The sequence below is a fragment of the Oryzihumus leptocrescens genome, from assembly GCF_006716205.1.
Classification (GTDB): Bacteria; Actinomycetota; Actinomycetes; order Actinomycetales; family Dermatophilaceae; genus Oryzihumus; species Oryzihumus leptocrescens.
In genome coordinates, this window is sequence record NZ_VFOQ01000001.1 from 1478473 (window position 1) to 1494938 (window position 16466).

At 72.0% G+C, this 16466-nt stretch carries 16 protein-coding genes; 5 read left to right on the forward strand and 11 right to left on the reverse strand.

From position 1 onward, the window contains the following. Window positions 1-144: 144 nt before the first annotated feature. Entirely contained in the window at window positions 145-987 is an 843-nt protein-coding gene (locus FB474_RS07035) for an MIP/aquaporin family protein (RefSeq protein ID WP_246092070.1), read from the forward strand. Window positions 988-1085: 98 nt separating this feature from the next. Here FB474_RS07035 and FB474_RS07040 read toward each other — a convergent pair whose 3' ends face one another. The 4 genes from FB474_RS07040 to FB474_RS07055 all read right to left on the reverse strand — a co-directional run bounded on the left by FB474_RS07040 (window position 1086) and on the right by FB474_RS07055 (window position 4743). After that, on the reverse strand, window positions 1086-1736 hold the full coding sequence (locus FB474_RS07040; RefSeq protein ID WP_141787994.1) for a hypothetical protein: 651 nt from the start codon (window positions 1734-1736) through the stop codon (window positions 1086-1088). 285 nt (window positions 1737-2021) lie between these two features. After that, on the reverse strand, window positions 2022-3038 hold the full coding sequence (locus FB474_RS07045; RefSeq protein ID WP_141787995.1) for a zinc-dependent alcohol dehydrogenase family protein: 1017 nt from the start codon (window positions 3036-3038) through the stop codon (window positions 2022-2024). A 44-nt stretch (window positions 3039-3082) separates the two neighbouring features. After that, on the reverse strand, window positions 3083-3310 hold the full coding sequence (locus FB474_RS07050; protein ID WP_141787996.1) for a DUF2255 family protein: 228 nt from the start codon (window positions 3308-3310) through the stop codon (window positions 3083-3085). Next, entirely contained in the window at window positions 3307-4743 is a 1437-nt protein-coding gene (locus tag FB474_RS07055; RefSeq protein ID WP_141787997.1) for an MFS transporter, read from the reverse strand. Before FB474_RS07055 ends, FB474_RS07050 begins: the two co-directional genes overlap by 4 nt. Window positions 4744-5346: 603 nt before the next feature. On the opposite strand from FB474_RS07055, the gene FB474_RS07060 reads away from it, so the two are divergent. Both FB474_RS07060 and FB474_RS07065 read left to right on the forward strand, forming a co-directional pair. After that, window positions 5347-6705 (forward strand): DUF1254 domain-containing protein, encoded by a 1359-nt coding sequence (locus tag FB474_RS07060; RefSeq protein WP_185746074.1) that lies wholly within the window; start codon window positions 5347-5349, stop codon window positions 6703-6705. 17 nt (window positions 6706-6722) lie between these two features. Continuing rightward, window positions 6723-7436, forward strand: coding sequence for a hypothetical protein (locus FB474_RS07065; protein ID WP_141787999.1), 714 nt, complete (start codon window positions 6723-6725; stop codon window positions 7434-7436). On the opposite strand, the gene FB474_RS07070 is transcribed toward FB474_RS07065, so the two are convergent. From FB474_RS07070 to FB474_RS07085, 4 genes are all read right to left on the reverse strand, one after another. Further along, complete coding sequence (locus FB474_RS07070; RefSeq protein ID WP_484213997.1) at window positions 7424-8473, reverse strand: formylglycine-generating enzyme family protein; 1050 nt, start codon at window positions 8471-8473, stop codon at window positions 7424-7426. The genes FB474_RS07065 and FB474_RS07070 overlap by 13 nt on opposite strands. A gap of 32 nt (window positions 8474-8505) precedes the next feature. Then, on the reverse strand, window positions 8506-9057 hold the full coding sequence (locus FB474_RS07075; RefSeq protein WP_141788001.1) for a hypothetical protein: 552 nt from the start codon (window positions 9055-9057) through the stop codon (window positions 8506-8508). Continuing rightward, on the reverse strand, window positions 9054-11462 hold the full coding sequence (locus FB474_RS07080) for an arylsulfatase (protein ID WP_141788002.1): 2409 nt from the start codon (window positions 11460-11462) through the stop codon (window positions 9054-9056). The genes FB474_RS07075 and FB474_RS07080 overlap by 4 nt, the downstream gene beginning before the upstream one ends. 142 nt (window positions 11463-11604) lie before the next feature. Continuing rightward, window positions 11605-11895, reverse strand: a complete 291-nt coding sequence (locus FB474_RS07085) for a three-helix bundle dimerization domain-containing protein (RefSeq protein ID WP_141788003.1) — start codon at window positions 11893-11895, stop codon at window positions 11605-11607. Between the two features lie 236 nt (window positions 11896-12131). Here FB474_RS07085 and FB474_RS07090 point away from each other — a divergent pair, with 236 nt between their 5' ends. Together FB474_RS07090 and FB474_RS20690 are read left to right on the forward strand one after the other, a co-directional pair. Continuing rightward, window positions 12132-12500, forward strand: coding sequence for a hypothetical protein (locus FB474_RS07090; RefSeq protein WP_141788004.1), 369 nt, complete (start codon window positions 12132-12134; stop codon window positions 12498-12500). Between the two features lie 164 nt (window positions 12501-12664). Continuing rightward, window positions 12665-12829, forward strand: a complete 165-nt coding sequence (locus FB474_RS20690; RefSeq protein ID WP_185746075.1) for a hypothetical protein — start codon at window positions 12665-12667, stop codon at window positions 12827-12829. Here the strand turns inward: FB474_RS20690 and FB474_RS07095 are convergent. Genes FB474_RS07095 through FB474_RS07105 form a run of 3 tightly spaced genes read right to left on the reverse strand, consistent with a single transcriptional unit; the run spans window position 12783 to window position 16372 of the window. Further along, window positions 12783-13730, reverse strand: coding sequence for a MaoC/PaaZ C-terminal domain-containing protein (locus tag FB474_RS07095; protein ID WP_141788005.1), 948 nt, complete (start codon window positions 13728-13730; stop codon window positions 12783-12785). The two genes, FB474_RS20690 and FB474_RS07095, sit on opposite strands and share 47 nt — an antisense overlap. A 3-nt stretch (window positions 13731-13733) precedes the next feature. Then, the gene (locus FB474_RS07100) at window positions 13734-15086 is read right to left on the reverse strand and encodes a 3-oxoacyl-ACP reductase (RefSeq protein ID WP_141788006.1); all 1353 of its coding nucleotides are present in this window, start codon (window positions 15084-15086) and stop codon (window positions 13734-13736) included. Further along, on the reverse strand, window positions 15083-16372 hold the full coding sequence (locus FB474_RS07105; RefSeq protein WP_246092071.1) for an acetyl-CoA C-acetyltransferase: 1290 nt from the start codon (window positions 16370-16372) through the stop codon (window positions 15083-15085). The genes FB474_RS07100 and FB474_RS07105 overlap by 4 nt, the downstream gene beginning before the upstream one ends. Window positions 16373-16466: the final 94 nt, after the last annotated feature.

Sequence of the window (16466 nt, forward strand, 5' to 3'; positions counted from 1 at the left end):
CCGCTCGGTCACGGGACCCCGGCACGCCTGTGCTGCCAGTGTGCGGACGGCGGCCCGGCGGCTGCTCACCCCGCGCGGATGAGGCGGGTGGGGCCGGACGGACCAAGGCTTGAGGGGTCGTCCGCCACTCCCGGGAGGTACGTCGTGGCACAGCAGAAGTCAGCGCTCCAGAGCGGGTCGTCACCTGGAGCCGCGCAGGGCGGCCTGTCCGTCGGCGAGCGCGCCGCCGCCCGTTCCTTCATCACCCGCGACCTGGACCTCGTCGCGCAGTTCTACGACTCCTCGCAGGAGTGGCGGCGCTTGTTCAGCGAGCTGCTCGGCACCTTCCTGCTCGTCCTTGTCGCCGCCGGCGGCGGGGTCGTCAACGCGGTCAGCCATGGCCAGATCTCGCGCACCGCAGCGGTGATCGCGCCCGGGCTGATGGTGCTGGCGATGATCCTGTTCATGGGCGCCGTCGGCGGGGCGCACCTCAACCCCGCGGTCTCCCTGGGGTTCGCGCTGCGGCGCGACTTCCCGTGGGGCCGCGTGCCGGGATACATCGCCGCGCAGCTCGTCGGGGCGACCGCTGCTTGCCTGGTGCTGCGGGCGATGTTCGGCAACGTCGGGCAGCTCGGGGCGACCGTGCCCGGGCCGGGCATCAGCATGTGGCAGGCAACGCTCATCGAGGCGCTGCTGACCTTCGGGCTGCTCAGCACGATCCTCGGCACTGCCTCCGGCGCGCAGAACGTCGGCACCCTGTCGGCGATCGCGGTCGGCGCCTACATCGCGCTCGCCGGCCTGTGGGCCAGCCCCATCAGCGGGGCCTCGATGAACCCCGCGCGCACCTTCGGACCGGCCCTGGTGGGCGGGACGTGGACGGACTTCTGGACCTACGTGGTGGGACCGCTGGCCGGCGCGCTGTTCGCGGTCGGCGTGGCGTGGTTGCTGCGCGGGTCCGGGGGCGACGTTGCCGCCCGGCGCGCGGCGCAGGGGGCCACCGCCACCTGAGCGGCTCGGTATGCCGGGCGGTCACCCGGGCGTCACGGTGTGACACCGGACCTTACGACTGCCGGGTGACACACCACCCCGCGGGCGGACGCCCGGCGTCAGCCGACCGCCCGGCACGGGTCGAGCATCCTCGTGGCGAAGACGCTGGGCAGGTAGGTGAGCCAGTAGGTCGTCGTGAGGCCGTGGCAGACGACCGTGCCGTCACCTGTCGGGGTGTGGGCGGGCGCGAACCCGGTGGCGATCCCGTCGACCAGCACCCGGGGCACCGGCAGACCGGCCGCGCTGGCCCCCACGTCCGGGTTGGGCTGGGAGGCGGTGATGGTGCTGGGGAAGACCGCCCAGAGGTACCACGTCCGGCGGACGTGCCCGGGCGCGATACGGCTGGCGACGGGAACGTCGGTCGCGGCGACCGCCGGGCACGGCGGTGGCCCGCGCGTCGGCACCGGCGTGTCCAGCACCGCGAGGTAGAGGCCGGCGGCGAGGGTGTGCCGGACGTACACGCTGACGCGGGCGCCGGTGGTGGCCCGCGGCGCCAGCGTCAGGACGAACGGGACGGCGACCGAGGTGCCCAGGTCGCTGGCTGCCTGCTCGCGCATCTGGCGGTCGCAGTCGGCCAGGACCGGGGCCACCGCAGGGCTCGAGGCCACGAGCGGGTGCCCCATGACGAGGGTGGCGGCGACGGTGTCGCCCCTGATGCTGGCGACCACCCAGCTGGTGCTCGAGACCTGCTCGCGTGGGTCTCGCACCACAGAGAACGCGGTGCCGGCGGCGGCCCGGATCCGGGCCGGTGGAGCGGGGCGCGCGGCCGGAAGGGCAGCGGGGGTGACCGGGGAGGCCGCGTGAGTCGGGGCACGGCTCGCGGGGAGCGCGGCCATGCGTTGGGGCGCCGGCCCGCACGCGGCCAGGAGTGCGGCGGCCGACGCAGCAACCAGTGCGGAACGGGCGCGGCCGATGGTGGGGGACATGGTCCAGGGAGGTGCGGTGTGCGGCCTGGGACCACGATATGCCCGCCGCTGGCCGGTGCGTCCACACGCTCAGGGGCGCAGCAGCGTCTTGATCGACCGGCGCTCGTCCATCGCGGCATACCCCTCGGCGACCTGCTCGAGCGGGAGGGTGAGGTCGAAGACCCTGCCGGGCTCGATCTGGCGGTCCCACACGCGCTGGAGCAGGTCGGGCAGGTACGCGCGGGCGGGCGCCGGACCGCCGCGCAGCCCGACGTTCTTCCAGAACATGGCCTCCTGCGGCAGGTCCGCGACGTGCGGCACGCCGACCCAGCCGACCATCCCGCCGGGGCGGGCCGAGCGCAGCGCCTGGACGACCGAGTCGTGGGTGCCGACGCACTCCAGCACGGAGTCGGCGCCGAAGCCGCCCGTCAGCTCCCTGACCCGTTCGACCCCCTCGTCGCCGCGCTCGGGCACCACGTCGGTGGCCCCGAGCTCGCGGGCGATGGCCTGCCGGTCGGCGTGACGGCTCATCGCGATCACCCGCCCGGCGCCGAGCTGGGAGGCGGCGAGGACACCGGACAGGCCGACCGCGCCGTCGCCCACGACGACCACGGTGCTGCCGGGGCGCACCTCCGCGCAGACCGCGGCGTGCCAGCCGGTGCACATGACGTCCGACAGGGCCAGGATGCTCGGCACCAGGTCCTCGTCCGGGTGCTCGGGGGTGGCCAGCAGGGTGCCGTCGGCGTTCTGCACGCGGATGAGCTCGGCCTGGCAGCCGTCGTACCCGGTGCCGTTCACGCAGTTGGCGTGGGCGCCGGCCTGGCAGAGGGGGCAGGTGTTGTCGCTGGTGAGGAACCCGCCGACGACGAAGTCCCCGGGCCGCACCGTGGTGACGTCCTCGCCAACGGCCTCGACGACCCCGACGTACTCGTGGCCGATGGGCGTGGGCCTCGGCACCTCGGCGATGCCCCGGTAGCGCCACAGGTCCGACCCGCAGACGCAGGTGGCGACGGTCCGCACGATGGCGTCGGTGGGGTCGACGATGGTGGGGTCCTCCCGCTCCTCGAACCGGATGTCGCGGGGGCCGTGGATGATCGTGCCGCGCATGGGGGCAGCTCCTGTCCTGTGGTCGTGTTCGGTGGTGGGTGGGGTCAGGCCGGGAGGACCTGCAGGGTTGCCGAGCGCGGTCCGTCCTCGAGGAGGTGGTCCACGATCGAGGCGTAGTGGGCGTACTTGCTCCGGTAGGCCGCGTCGACCGTGGGCAGGTCGGCGGCCGCCGCCTCGGTGAAGGTCACGTCGTATGCCGTGCCGCCGGCGACCACCTGCACCTCCTGGGGTGCGGTGACCCTGGCGGCATCGGTGGGATCCCAGGTGGTCATGCGCTGCGTTCCCTCCGGACGATGAGGGCCAGGGTGGCCACGAGGCACAGCGCCAGCAGGCAGGTGCCCGCGGTCAGGGCGGTCGAGACCTGGCCGGCGAGGGCTGCGGCCCGGTCGACCAGGCCGCTGCCGGCCCGGGCGGAGACGGCGACCAGGAGGGCGAGCCCGAGTGCCATGCCGAGCTGGTGGGCGGTGTTGACCAGACCGGAGGCGGCCCCCGCCTGGTCGGCGGTGACACCGCTGACGCCGGCGGATGTGAGTGGTGCGAACGCCAGGCCCTGCCCGGCACCGATGAGGACCATGGGCAGCGCCACCGCCGACAGGTAGCTGCTGGTGGCGCCGACCCGGCTGAGCCAGGCCATGCCCACCAGGGTCAGGGCGACACCGGTGGCGAGCAGGGTCGCGGTGGAGAAGCGTCGGCCGAGCCGCGGGATCGCCATGGCGACGGCGAAGTTGACGACCGTCATCGGGAAGAAGCCGATGCCGGCCTCGAGGGCGCTGAAGCCCAGGACGCCCTGGAGGAACTGCGTCGTGAAGAAGAAGAACCCGATCATCGCGCCGAGGTAGAGCAGGCGGGCCAGGTAGGCGCCGGTGCGCACCCGGCTGGCGAACAGGCCCAGCGGCATGATCGGCTGCGCCGCGCGGGCCTCGTTGACGACCAAGGTGGCGAGCAGGAGTGCGCCCGTGAGGACGGACGCGACGGTGGTCGGTGAACCCCAGCCGGCGTCGGCGGAGCCGATGATGCCGAAGACGAGGGCGCCCATCCCCAGGGTGGCGGTCAGGGCGCCGACGACGTCGAAGCGCCCGGTGCTGCCCGGCGTCTCCGGAAGGACCCGGGGCGCCAGCGCGATCATCGCCACGCCGATCGGCAGGTTGATGACGAAGCCGGCGCGCCACGAGACGGCACTGGTGAGCGCACCGCCGATGACCAGGCCGAGGCTGGCACCGATGCCGGCGGCGGCGCCGTACCAGGCCACCGCGCGGGTCCGCTCGCGTCCCTCGGGGAAGCTGGCGGTCAGCAGGGACAGCGAGGACGGGGCGACGATGGCGGCGCCAACGCCCTGCAGCGCCCGCGCGGCGACGAGGAACCAGCCGGTGGGGGCGGCCCCGACGAGCAGCGAGGCCGTGGCGAACACGGCCAGCCCGGCGACGAAGACCCGTCGGCGGCCAAGCAGGTCACCGAGCCGGGCCCCCAGGAGCAGCAGCCCGCCGAAGACCAGGGTGTAGGCGTCCTGCACCCACGACAGCCCGCTGGCGGACAGGTGCATCGCGCGGCCGATGGTGGGCAGCGCGGTGAAGATGATCGAGTTGTCGAGCAGGATCATGAAGTAGCTGACCAGGATGACCGCCAGTATCGCCCGCGGGTGGGCGGGACCGGGGGCGGGGGCCCCGGGCTGACCGGCGATGCCGGGTGCGTGCTGCGTGATGGTCAAGGTGGGACCCGTTCGAGTGGGGGCGGTGGCCGTCGAGGGCCGGGCTGCGGTGGTGACAGCAACAAGGGAACCGCCCTGCTGCCCGGTGCGGCAGGCCCTGTCGTGACAGGTACTGGCAGGGCCTCCCAGCCGCGATGAACCCTCAGCCTTGGGACGCGCGAATGCGCCGCGGCATCCCTCCAGGTGAACAGCCCCTGACCCGCACAGCCCTGCTTTCGCGCGATCGCACCGGATTGAACCGAAATGTGCCGACCACCCCACAGGGGTGACGACGCCGCCGGCTCCGACTCGGAGAGTGGCTTGGTCATGGCCTCTCCCGTAGTGGAGCAGAGGCACGCCAAGAAGGGATCGGACATGTCAACGTCGGCGCCAGGGTTACGGCCCGCATCGAACGGCGGCAAACCCCACGTGGTTCCCGCGCGTCGGGACACCGGAAGAGCCGAGCAGGCGCAGCGTCTCCTCGACGCCACGGCGTGGCATCTGCGCCGCGACCTGCCCGCCGTCACGGCCCGCGTCGTGGAAGGCGGTCGTGCCGCGTGGGGAACGGTGCGGCACCCGGAAGCCCTGGCAGCTCGGGCCCGGAAGCTGCCGCTGGCAGTACCCATGGTGCGTCAGGCGGTCGGTCCGATCCTCACCGGCCACGTCCGTGACTGGCGCGCCGAGTACGCCTACACCGCCGGGCTGCAGGCGTTCATCTACGGCTTCCCCTACATCTACAACGCCCAGCTACGTCACGACTGGGTCACCCAGCCACGCAACCCGGACGTGGTCCCGTACGCCGCGGTGAACCACTTCTGGCATGCGGCGCGGCTGCTCGACGAGGCCTACCGGGACGGGGGGTGCCCGAACACGGACACGTTGTACTCACTGGCGTGGGTCGACCTGCGAGACGGCCCGGTCATCCTGTCCCACCCCGACATGGGCGAGCGGTACTTCACGTTCGAGATCATGGCTTTCACCTCGGACAACGTTGACTACGTCGGCCAGCGCACCACGGGTGCGCAGGGCGGCAACTACGCGCTCATCGGGCCAGGCTGGCGCGGCGACCTGCCTACGGGGGTCAAGCCCACCCAGCCCTCACCGACCCCTTGGGTCCTGATCCTCGGGCGCACCCTGGTCGACGGCCCCTCCGACGTCCCGGCCGCCAAGGACCTCCAGGCCAAGTACCGCCTCACCCCGCTCAGCAGGTGGGGCAAGCCCGGCGCCAGGTCGCAGCGGCGCAACGTCTACGCCCCGGCGCCGAAGACCGACCTGCTGTCGCCGTGGAAGTCGCTCAACGCGATGCTGACCGAGAACCCACCACCGGCGCACCACGCCGTGGTGCTGGGCCAGCTCGCCCGCATCGGCATCGGACCCGGCCTGAACGTCGAGCACCAGCCCACGACGGTCAAGCAGGGGCTCACCAGGGCCGCCCTGGTCGGCATGGAGATGCTCAAGCAGCAGTTCCTCAGCGGGGACTGGGCCACCACCGTCAACGGCTGGCGCTACCCGCCAGCGCGCGAGGGCCGTTTCGGTGACGACTTCCTGAGCCGCGCCGCGGACCAGTCCATGGCAGGCATCACCGCCAACGACCCCGCCGAGGCCGTCTACCTCGTCAACTTCGACGACGCCAACGGCACCAGGCTCACACCCCAAGGCACGTACGAGCTGCACTTCGACGCCGACCAGGCGCCGCCGGTCGACGCCTTCTGGTCCCTCTCCGCGTACACCAGCGAGGACATGAACCTCATCCCGAACCGCTCGCACCGGTACTCGGTGGGCGACCGCACCCCCGGGCTCAGGCGGGACCACCACGGCGGCCTGACGATCTACCTCCAACCCCAACAGCCAGAGGGCCACGAAGCGAACTGGCTGCCCACCTCGGCCCACCATGCGTGGTTCGTGATCCTGCGTCTGTACCGACCCCGGACCGAGGTGGTCGACGCCACCTGGAAGTGCCCCGGGATCACCCGAGTGACCTGACACGAAGAGAAGAGCACATGATGAAACTGTCCGCGAAACTGCCCCACGACGACGTCGACGCAAAGCTCCAACGCTTCGACAACGTCCGGGGCCATCGCTACACCGAGATCTTCCTGATCGGTGGCCACGCCCTCACCGGCCACCTCGTGGCTGCGGTCTACAACACCATCGGGCTGAACGACCCCACGGGAGGTGGGGACACCAGCCCCCAGGCACTCGTGGACCAGGTCGACGTCGAGGCACTCAAGAAGCAGTACGACGAGATCAGCGCGTACAAGAACGGGCCCAGGCTCTGGACCCTGGACTGGGTCGAGGTCATGGTCGGCAAGGAGCGCGACTTCAACGGGCTGCACGCGCGGTGGGTCATGTGGCTGGACGTGCCGAAGGAGATGCGCAAGCACGAGAGCGTCGCCTACAAGTCGGTCCACGGCAAGCGGGACACCCAGCTCGGGATCAACAAGGGCTCCCCGGCCTTCATCCTCGACGACCCCGACGGAGACTCGTGGGTGATGAAGTCCGCCAGCCTGATCCTCGACCCGACCCAGACCTACGACAGCCTCAAGAACCTCGGAGACCGCCTGACCCCCGCGCCCGGATGGAGCTTCCGCGCCGTCGAGCTGGAACAGGACCTCGTCCTCACCCCGGACAACGGTGCCGTCCGGATCACCCAGGACGAGCTCGGCAACACCTACGACCGCGTCGGCGGTCCCTTCAGCAACTACAAGCCCTGAGGCCGCCGGACCGGGAGGTGGTCGATCGCCCCTTCGCGAACAGCCCTTGACCAGTCGGCGGCGCAGCGGAATCCGGTGTTGCCTGTTGAGCTGTCGGGGGTGTTCGCGGTCCGGGCCGCGACGCGGTAGCGGTTGCAGTAGGAGCGGTGGCACAGGTAGGAGCCACCGCGGATGACCCTGGACCCGCCGCTGGGCGGACCCTGGGGGTTGGTCGCCGGGGTGCCCGGGTGGGTGGCGCTGAACCAGTCGGCGCACCACTCCCAGACGTTGCCTGCGACGTTGTGGAGGCCGAAGCCGTTGGGGTCGAAGGCGTCGACCGGTGCCGTGCCGAGGAATCCGTCGGCCAGGGTGTTCTCGGCGGGGAAGGTGCCCTGCCAGATGTTGCACTTCCAGCGGCCGTCAGGGGCCAGCTCGTCGCCCCACGCAAAGCGTGCGCCCACCAGGCCGCCGCGGGCGGCATACTCCCACTCGGCCTCCGTGGGGAGTCGCCGCCCGGCCCACTGGCAGTATGCGGCAGCGTCGTTCCAGGAGACGTGCACCACGGGATGGTCCATCCGCCCGTCCAGCGATGAGGCGGGGCCCTCCGGGTGCCGCCAGTGTGCACCGTGGACCTGCCGCCACCAGGGCGCGTCCGCCACCGCGCTCGTGGGCGGATGGCCCTCGGGGAGAAGTCCGGCGAAGACGAACGACCAGCCGTACCGTTCGGCGTCGGTGCGGTAGCCCGTGGCGTCCACGAACTCGGCGAACCTCTGGTTGGACGTGGCGTACCGGTCGATCCGGAACGGTGCCAACGTGACGACGCGAACCGGGCCCTCACCGTCGGCGGGGAACCCGTCCGGGTCGTTGCCACCCATCAGGAACGACCCGCCGGGCAGATCAACCAGCGTCGGGTCCGGACCGGTGGGTCCCCTGGTGACGATGTGCTGCCTCGGGCCGGGCGGTGCTGCTGCCGCGCTGCCGCCGCGGGAGGCCGCACAGCAGGCAGGCGGCGCGGCGGGTCGTCGTTCATCCACGGGTGTTCCTGTTCGCCCGGCCAGCAGCTCTTCCACGGCTGGCTCGCGGTGACCTGCTAGCTGGCGGTCGCGGCCATCTGCTGCTGGGCCCCGGCGAGTGCGCCCCTGAGCGCCTGGACGTGGTGGCCGTGCGCTTCGGCCGTGGCCTTGGTGAGGCTTCTCGTCACCACCGGCGCCACCACGCTCGCTGAGGAGCGTGGGTAGGCGAGGATGAGCGCAGCGCAGCCCAGGGGGATCATCGCCGCCGCCTGGCCCTTGACCTTGCTCTCGGTGAGCAGGTGCAATGCCTCGCCCAGGAAGCCGCCCATCACGGCGGCGAAGCCGGTGGTGAGCGGCACCAGCGGGAAGACCATCAGCCCGGTGATGAACCCCAGGGTGCCCAGCCCCTGGGCCCCTTCGCGGACCATGTGGTCTGACTGTTGCACCGTGACCTTGCCGGACAGGTCCTTGGCGACGAGGATCGCGCCGTGCAGGTAGGCGCCGCAGGTCAGCGCGGCGTGGTAGTCGTCGCGGGCCGCGTCGTGGGACAGGTAGCTGCTGATCAGGACGTCAGTCGTCTCCTGGTCGATCGGCAGTGAGAGGACCTTGAGTCCGGCAGTGGGGTTCATGATGAGAGTCCATGTGCTGCGTGGGCGTGGTGCGCGACCGTGTGGATGGCTTGCTCGTCCCTGGCCCTGCGGTGCGGCTTGACGTCGAAGGCGACCTTCTTGATCGTGCCGGTGAAGGCGAACGGACGCCGGTCCGCATAGCTCAGGTCGACCACGCCGCCGTTGTCGCGGCCGATGTCCATCCCGGCATAGGCGGAGAACCTCATCGGCACCGTGTGCTCCATCCTCCCGCCGCCCACCGGGGTGTCGTTCATGAACAGGGTGACCTGCCCACCGGTCGCCGGCTTGGCCGCGTCGGCGGCGAACTCCATGCGCACGCTCACCTCGCCCGTCGGCAGGGGGACGTCGGCCTGCTGGCGATAGACGAACACGCCCATCATCGAGTAGGTGTGGGTCAGCCGGCCGCCGTCGACGAACAGCGAGAACCCGCCGAGGTGGTCGGCCTCGGCGACGATGACGCCTTCGGCGCCGTCGGGCGGTATGACGAGGTCTGCGCTGATCGCGTAGGAACGGTTGTAGATGCGGGGGATCATGCCGGGCGCGACGTTCTGCACATCACCGCGGAACTCGATCTTGCCGGTCGCCTCGAGCGGCGGGGTGATGCCGAAGAACGCCGACAGGGTGGCCAGCAGCGGGAGCACCTTGTAGCGCTCGGCCTCCTTCCAGAACAGCTTCCTGAGCTCCTGGACCTTGTCCGGGTGGTCGGCGGCCAGGTCGTGGGCCTGCGTGAAGTCGTCGGGCAGGTAGTACAGCTCGGCCGGGTCGCCGTCGGGGTCCCACACGTCCGGTGCGTAGGGCCGCAGCGCCTCGGGGGTGAGCACCCACGGGATGCGGGGCGTCTTCATCGCCAGCCACCCGCCGTCCTTGTACATGGCCCGGTTGCCGATCGTCTCGAAGTACTGCTGGGTGTGCCGGTCGGGCGCGGACGCGTCGAGCAGCGAGTCGGCGAAGGTGAAGCCGTGCAGCGGTTCCTGCTCGATCCCGTCCACCCGGGACGGGGCGGGGATGCCGGCGATGTCGAGGATCGTCGCACCGACATCGGTGACGTGGGTGAACTGGGAGCGCAGGCCGCCCGGGTCGACGATGTGCTCCGGCCAGTGGATGACCATCGGGTTGCGGGTGCCGCCCAGGTGAGAGCCGACCTGCTTGCCCCACTTGAACGGGGTGTTCCCCGCCCACGCCCAGGCCGCCGAGTAGTGCGGGTCCATGATCGGGGCACCCCAGGACTCCTCGCCGCCGTAGCGTTCGGAGAGCTGCAGCTGCATCTCGTCGGTGAGCGGGATGCCGTTCTGCATCGTCATCTCGTTGAACGAGCCGGTGATGGTGCCCTCCATGCTGGCGCCGTTGTCCCCCCAGATCCAGATGACCAGGGTGTTGTCGAGCTCGCCCAGCTCCTCGATCGCGTCGATGACCCGGCCGACGTTGTGGTCGGCGTTCTCCGAGTACCCGGCGTAGACCTCCATCTGGCGTGCGTAGAAGGCCTTGAGCCGTGGGGGAACGTCGTCCCATGCCGGGAAGGCCTCGTCCCGTGCCGTGAGCTCGGCATCCTCGGGAACGACGCCGAGCTCCTTCTGGCGCGCAAAGACCTCTTCGCGCAACCGGTCCCACCCCTGGTCGAACTGCCCCTTGTACCGGTCAGCCCACTCGGAGGCGACGTGGTGAGGGGCGTGGCTGCATCCGGTGGAGAAGTAGACGAAGAACGGCTTGCGAGCGTCCTGGCCGCGCACCCCGTGCAGCCACTCGATCGTCCTGTCGGCCATCGCATCCGGCAGGTAGTAAGGGTGCTCCTCGTCGCCGTAGTCCGCCGGGGTCCCGATGATCTTCTGGTTCTCGGCCAGGCAGGGGTCCCACTGCCCGGAGTCGCCCCCGAGGAAGCCGTAGAAGTAGTCGAAGCCCCATCCGGTCGGCCAGCGCCCCAGCGGGCCGGCGGGTCCCTGCTGACCGTCCGGGGTGAGGTGCCACTTGCCGAAGGCGGCCGTGCTGTAGCCGTTGTCGCGCAGGATGCGCGGCAGCGGGGCACACTCCAGCGGCACCATGGCGGTGTAGCCGGGGAACCCGCTGGAGAACTCACCGACGGAGCCGAAGCCGACGGCGTGGTTGTTCCGCGCGGTCAGCAGCGCGGCCCGGGTGGGGGAGCACAGTGCGGTGACGTGGAACCGGTTGTAGCGCAGCCCGGCTTCGGCGAGCCGGGTGTAGTTCGGCGTCTGTATCGGTCCCCCGAAGGTGCTCGGGTTCCCGAACCCGGCGTCGTCGATCAGCACCAGCAGCACGTTCGGCGCGCCCTGCGGGGGCTCCGGGTGACGGATCAGGTCCCAGTCGGGTGTGGAACCGCGAAGAGTGCGGTTCGCCCTTCCCTCGAACGGCGGCGTGGTCAACGGCAGGGTCGTGCGGTCGGGCTCACGCATGTCGTCTCCAGGTCGGTCACCGGTGCCCGCAACACGACCGAACGAACGCCACGATGCTGGGCAAAGCGCGCGTTTGCGCACACTTCCACCACATGAGCCTCTGGGGAGCCGAGACAGGGGTCATCATCCCCGGCGGATGACCTCAGTCCGTCGGGGGAGGACCACCAGCCCGGGATCGCACCGGATCGGCCCCGGGACCGCTCTTGGAGACCGCCCGCAGGTCGCTCCTGGCGTAGCGGTGGACCAGCAGGGGCAGGAACGTACGCACCCGTGCATCCACGAAACGAGCCGCCACCTCGTCGAGGACCCGGTCGACGACCTCCGCCCCGATGAGGTCGTCGAAGTCCCGATGCAGCTGGGCGGCGATCTCGTGCAGCTCGGGGTGCAGCCCGTGGCGGACCTGCGTCGTCAGGGGCGGGTGGAACTGGGTCATGACTGATGGTCCGGCGCGGTCAACCGCGGCACCATCGCCGAACGTCCCGACATGGAAGGAAGCAGGGTGGGGGCGGGCCGCAGCCGGCATGGGGGATGAGTCGTGCTGCGTCGTACGGGGGAGCCTCTCGGGAGCGCGGGCGGGGACGATGGATTCACCGCCGCTGTGGCTCGCGGCCGCACGCCGCGGCTGCCGCGGGTCACGGTACTGCTCGATCTGCGGGAGGGACCGGGGCGATGGACCGATCCGGCAGGCGGCACTGGCGCCGCCGGCGACTTCAGGGGCCGCTGCTTCCCGGGGCGCACACGCTGGACCCGCCTGTGCACGCACGCTGGCCGTGGCTGCTCGGCGGGCTGGTGGTCGGAGCCGCGGCCGTGGACCGCGCGCTCGTGGGCGACCCGGTCGCCCCGGCCAACGACTGGCCGCAGCTGTTCGCGATCGCGATCCGGGCGATGGCGGTGCTTGACGTGGTCGTGGTCGTCGCGCTGGTCGTGCGGTGGCGCGGCCGGGAGCACGCCCGGGTGCGGGCCGCCGGCACCGGCCTGCTGGTGGGTCCGCTGCTGGCCCTGGGGTGCCCGCGCTGTGGCTCGCGGCCAGCGTCCTGATGCACCGTCAGCTGGTCGGGCGGCTGTGAACGTTCGGGGCTGCGCCGGCGCCGACGCGGTCCGCGCGATCGGCTCAGAGGCGGTCGTGGTGGCCGAGGGCGCGGCGCTACCGGACCCGCCCCCGAGGCGTCCCGCTGACGGCGCGCCGTGCCACGCTGGTCGCCGTGGGCGGATCCGCCCGGCTCGTCTTGTTCGTCGCTGCCGTCGTTGTCTGCGTCGTGAGCGTGGTCCTGGGCTGGGCCACGCACAACCTGTTCGCGTGGCTGATGGCCGCTGGCATGCTCAGCGTGGCCATCTCGCAGTTTGCCGAGCTGCGCCTGATGGTGTGAGCGCGCTGCGGGCGGGACCGCGGCGTCCGGGCTCACCCGGGCGCACGGTCCCGCGCAGATGCTCCAGGTCGGCCGAGCGCACCACCAGGTCCCAGCCCCCAGGCCCGACCGGGGAGGTCAGCAGGTCGACCGTCGAGGGCAGCAGCACCGGCGCCCGGAAGACGACGTCCGCGGCATACCGCTCCGGCAGCCGCGCGTCGACGGAGGCCAAGGTATGGGCCATCGTCCACATGCCGTGGGCGATGGCCCGCGGGAAGCCGAACGCCTTGGCGGCCAACGGGTTCAGGTGGATCGGGTTGACGTCCCCGCTGACCGCCGCGTAGCGCCGGCCCTGGTCCGCTGGGACCCGCCATCTGGCGGTGGGGTGCCTGAGGCTGTCCACGTCGACGTCCAGGGGCGCCTCGGGGGCGGCGTCACCGGGTGGCGCCGTGGCGCCGCGGGACAGGTACGTGCTGTGGCCTTCCCAGACCAGCTCATCGCCGGACCGGGCCTCTCCGACGAGGTCGACCTGCGCGCCCCTGGGGTGGGGGCGCAGGCCGGTCGCCGTCGCGCGCAGGTCCAGCGCCTCCCCGGCGTCGACGGGCCGGTACTGCGCGATGCGCTGGCGCACGTGCACCAGGCCGGGGAGCGCCAGCGGGAAACCGGGCTCGGCCATGAGGGCGACCTGCAGCGGGAAGACCAGCACGTGCGGGTAGGTCGCGGGCAGCGTGTCGTGCAGGGTGAACCCGCAGACCCGGTCGTATGCCGCGAGGTGGCTCCGGTCGACCCGCACCCCGGCCCGCAGCACCTCCAGCTCGGGCAGGGTGCCGCCGCGCCCCCGCGCGGTCAGCGCCGCCCGGGCGAAGAGCACGGCCAGGCTGGGGGGCCGGCTCAGGGACAGGATCCTGGTGTCCTCGGCCATGGCTCAGGCCCCGATCATGCTCTGGCCGCACACGCGCAGCACCTGGCCGGTGACCCCGGTGTTGTCCGGGTGCGCGAGGAACGCGATCGCTTCCGCGACGTCGACCGGCCTGCCGCCCTGGCCCAGGCTGTTGATCCGCCGCCCCACCTCGCGGGTGCCGATGGGCATCCGGGCGGTCATCTCGGTCTCGATGAAGCCCGGCGCGACGGCGTTGACGGTGATGCCCCGCCCGGTGACCTGAGCCGAGAGGGCCTGGACCAGCCCGATCACGCCGGCCTTGCTCGCGGCGTAGTTGGCCTGACCCCGGTTGCCGGCGATCCCGCTGGTCGAGGACACGCTGATGACGCGGCCGCCGTCGGCCAGGGCGCCCTCCCGTGTGGCGTCGAGCAGCACGTCGTTGATCCGCAGCTGGGCCTCGAGGTTGACCGCCAACACGCTGGCCCAGCGCTCGGCGTCGGTGTTGACCAGCAGCTTGTCGCGGGTGATGCCGGCGTTGTGCACGAGGACGTCGAGCCGCTGCCCGTGCCGCTGGGCGACGTGGGCGGCGATCCGCTCACCGGCGTCCGGGGTGGTGATGTCCAGCTGCAGTGCGGTGCCCCCGACCCGGTTGGCCACGGCCGCCAGGGATTCGCCCGCCGCCGGGACGTCGACGCAGACCACGGTGGCGCCGTCCCGGGCCAGGACCTCGGCGATGGCGGCGCCGATGCCCCGGCCGGCGCCGGTCACCACGGCCACCTTGCCGTCCAGGGGATGGTCGAGGTCGCCCGCGCCCTCCGGGGCACCAGGACCGACCTGCAGCACCTGTCCGTCGACGTAGGCCGAGCGGGCGGAGAGGAAGAAGCGCACGGGTGCGGCCAGCGCCGTCTCCCCGCCCTCGGCGACGAGCAGGAGGTTGGCGGTGGCGCCGTCGCGAAGCTCCTTGGCGACGCTGCGGACGATGCCCTCGAGTGCGTGCTGGGTGGCAGCCTCGGCCGGCGCGGTGAGCTGCGCAGGCGGGGTCCCCAGCAGCAGCACCCGGCCCCATGGCCCGAGCTGTTTCAGGCCGGCCACCAGGGCGGCGCGGGCCGCCTCGAGGTCGCCGACCGCGCGGGCCGCGCTGGCATCGAGGACGACCGCGCCCAGCGCGCAGGTCGACCCGGCGTCGGGGCCAACGACGTCGATCCCCGCGTGCCGCAGGACCGCTCGCACGCCGGGCAGCAGCGGCGCGTCGCCGGCCCCCACGACCAGGGCGGGACCTGTCAGCGCTGCCTGGCCCACGGCATACCGGCGCAGGGGAGTGGGGCGGGGCAAACCGAGCCGAGCCGCGAGAGTGCGGCCGACGCCGCTGTTGACGAGGTCGAGGTACCGGTCGCTCATGCCGCGGCCTCCAGGATCGCCACCACGCCCTGGCCACCGGCGGCGCAGATGGACACCAGGCCGCGGCCAGATCCCTTCTCGGACAACAGTTTCGCCAACGTGGCCACGATTCGGCCGCCCGTCGCGGCGAACGGATGACCGGCGGCCAGCGAGGAGCCGTTGACGTTGAGCCGGCTGCGGTCGATCGCCCCCAGCGGTGCGTCGAGCCCGAGCCGGTTGTGGCAGAACTCCTCGTCCTCCCAGGCCTTCAGCGTGCACAGCACGGTCGAGGCGAAGGCCTCGTGGATCTCGTAGAAGTCGAAGTCCTGCAGGCTCAGGCCGTTTCGCGCGAGGAGGCGGGGCACGGCATACGCGGGGGCCATGAGCAGGCCCTCGTCGCCGTGCACGTAGTCGACCGCGGCCGTGGTGGCGTCGACGAACCGGGCCAGCAGGGGCAGACCGTGGGCCTCGGCCCACTCCTGGGTCGCGAGCAGCACCGCGGAAGCGCCGTCGGTCAGCGGGGTGGAGTTGCCCGCCGTCATGGTGGCACCCTCGCCCTCACCGAAGACCGGCTGCAGCGCGGCGAGCTTCTCCACCGACGTGTTGGCGCGCAGATTCTGGTCCCGGGTGAGGCCGAGGTAGGGGGTCAGCAGGTCGTCGAAGAAGCCGCGGTCATAGGCGGCGGCGAGCTTGTGGTGGCTGGCCGCGGCGAGCTCGTCCTGGGCCTCGCGGGTGATGCCCCAGTCGACCGTGGTCAGGGCCTGGTGCTCACCCATGGCAAGGCCGGTGCGGGGCTCGGCGTTGCGCGGGATCTCGGGGACGACCTGTCCGGGGCGCAGGCCGGCCAGGGCCTTGACCCGGTCGCCGAGGCTGCGGGCCCGGTTGACCTCCAGCAGCGTCCGGCGCAGCCCCTCGTTGACCGCGATCGGTGCGTCGCTGGCGGTGTCGGCGCCCCCGGCGATGCCGCACTCGATCTGGCCGAGAGCGATCTTGTTGGCGACGAGGATCGCGGTCTCCAGGCCGGTGCCGCAGGCCTGCTGCACGTCGTAGGCGGGCGTCCACGGCGACAGGTGGGACCCCAGGACCGCCTCGCGGGTCAGGTTGAAGTCACGGCTGTGCTTGAGCACCGCGCCGGCGGCGACCTCGCCGACCTGCTCGCCGGCGAGGCCGCAGCGCGCGACCAGGCCGTCGATGACGGTGGTGAGCATGTCCTGGTTCGACGCGTGGGCGTAGGGCCCGTTCGCGCGGGCGAACGGGATGCGGTTGGCGCCGACCACGTAGACCGGGTGGGGAGGCTGCGGGACCAAGAGTTCCTCCTGCTGTCGCGGGTGGTATGGGAAGCCATGCACGTTCCGGATACCGAAAGTAGCAGGTACGTCGAGTACGCGATACTGTCCCGGC

Excerpts from the sequence above, each read along its gene's own strand:
- FB474_RS07045 (WP_141787995.1), bottom strand. The coding sequence starts at position 3,038 with ATGCGCGGCACGATCATCCACGGCCCCCGCGACATCCGGTTCGAGGAG.
- FB474_RS07050 (WP_141787996.1), bottom strand. The coding sequence starts at position 3,310 with ATGACCACCTGGGATCCCACCGATGCCGCCAGGGTCACCGCACCCCAG.
- FB474_RS07060 (WP_185746074.1), top strand. The coding sequence starts at position 5,347 with ATGGTGCGTCAGGCGGTCGGTCCGATCCTCACCGGCCACGTCCGTGAC.
- FB474_RS07065 (WP_141787999.1), top strand. The coding sequence starts at position 6,723 with ATGATGAAACTGTCCGCGAAACTGCCCCACGACGACGTCGACGCAAAG.
- FB474_RS07075 (WP_141788001.1), bottom strand. The coding sequence starts at position 9,057 with ATGAACCCCACTGCCGGACTCAAGGTCCTCTCACTGCCGATCGACCAG.
- FB474_RS07080 (WP_141788002.1), bottom strand. The coding sequence starts at position 11,462 with ATGCGTGAGCCCGACCGCACGACCCTGCCGTTGACCACGCCGCCGTTC.
- FB474_RS07085 (WP_141788003.1), bottom strand. The coding sequence starts at position 11,895 with ATGACCCAGTTCCACCCGCCCCTGACGACGCAGGTCCGCCACGGGCTG.
- FB474_RS07090 (WP_141788004.1), top strand. The coding sequence starts at position 12,132 with ATGGACCGATCCGGCAGGCGGCACTGGCGCCGCCGGCGACTTCAGGGG.
- FB474_RS07095 (WP_141788005.1), bottom strand. The coding sequence starts at position 13,730 with ATGGCCGAGGACACCAGGATCCTGTCCCTGAGCCGGCCCCCCAGCCTG.
- FB474_RS07100 (WP_141788006.1), bottom strand. The coding sequence starts at position 15,086 with ATGAGCGACCGGTACCTCGACCTCGTCAACAGCGGCGTCGGCCGCACT.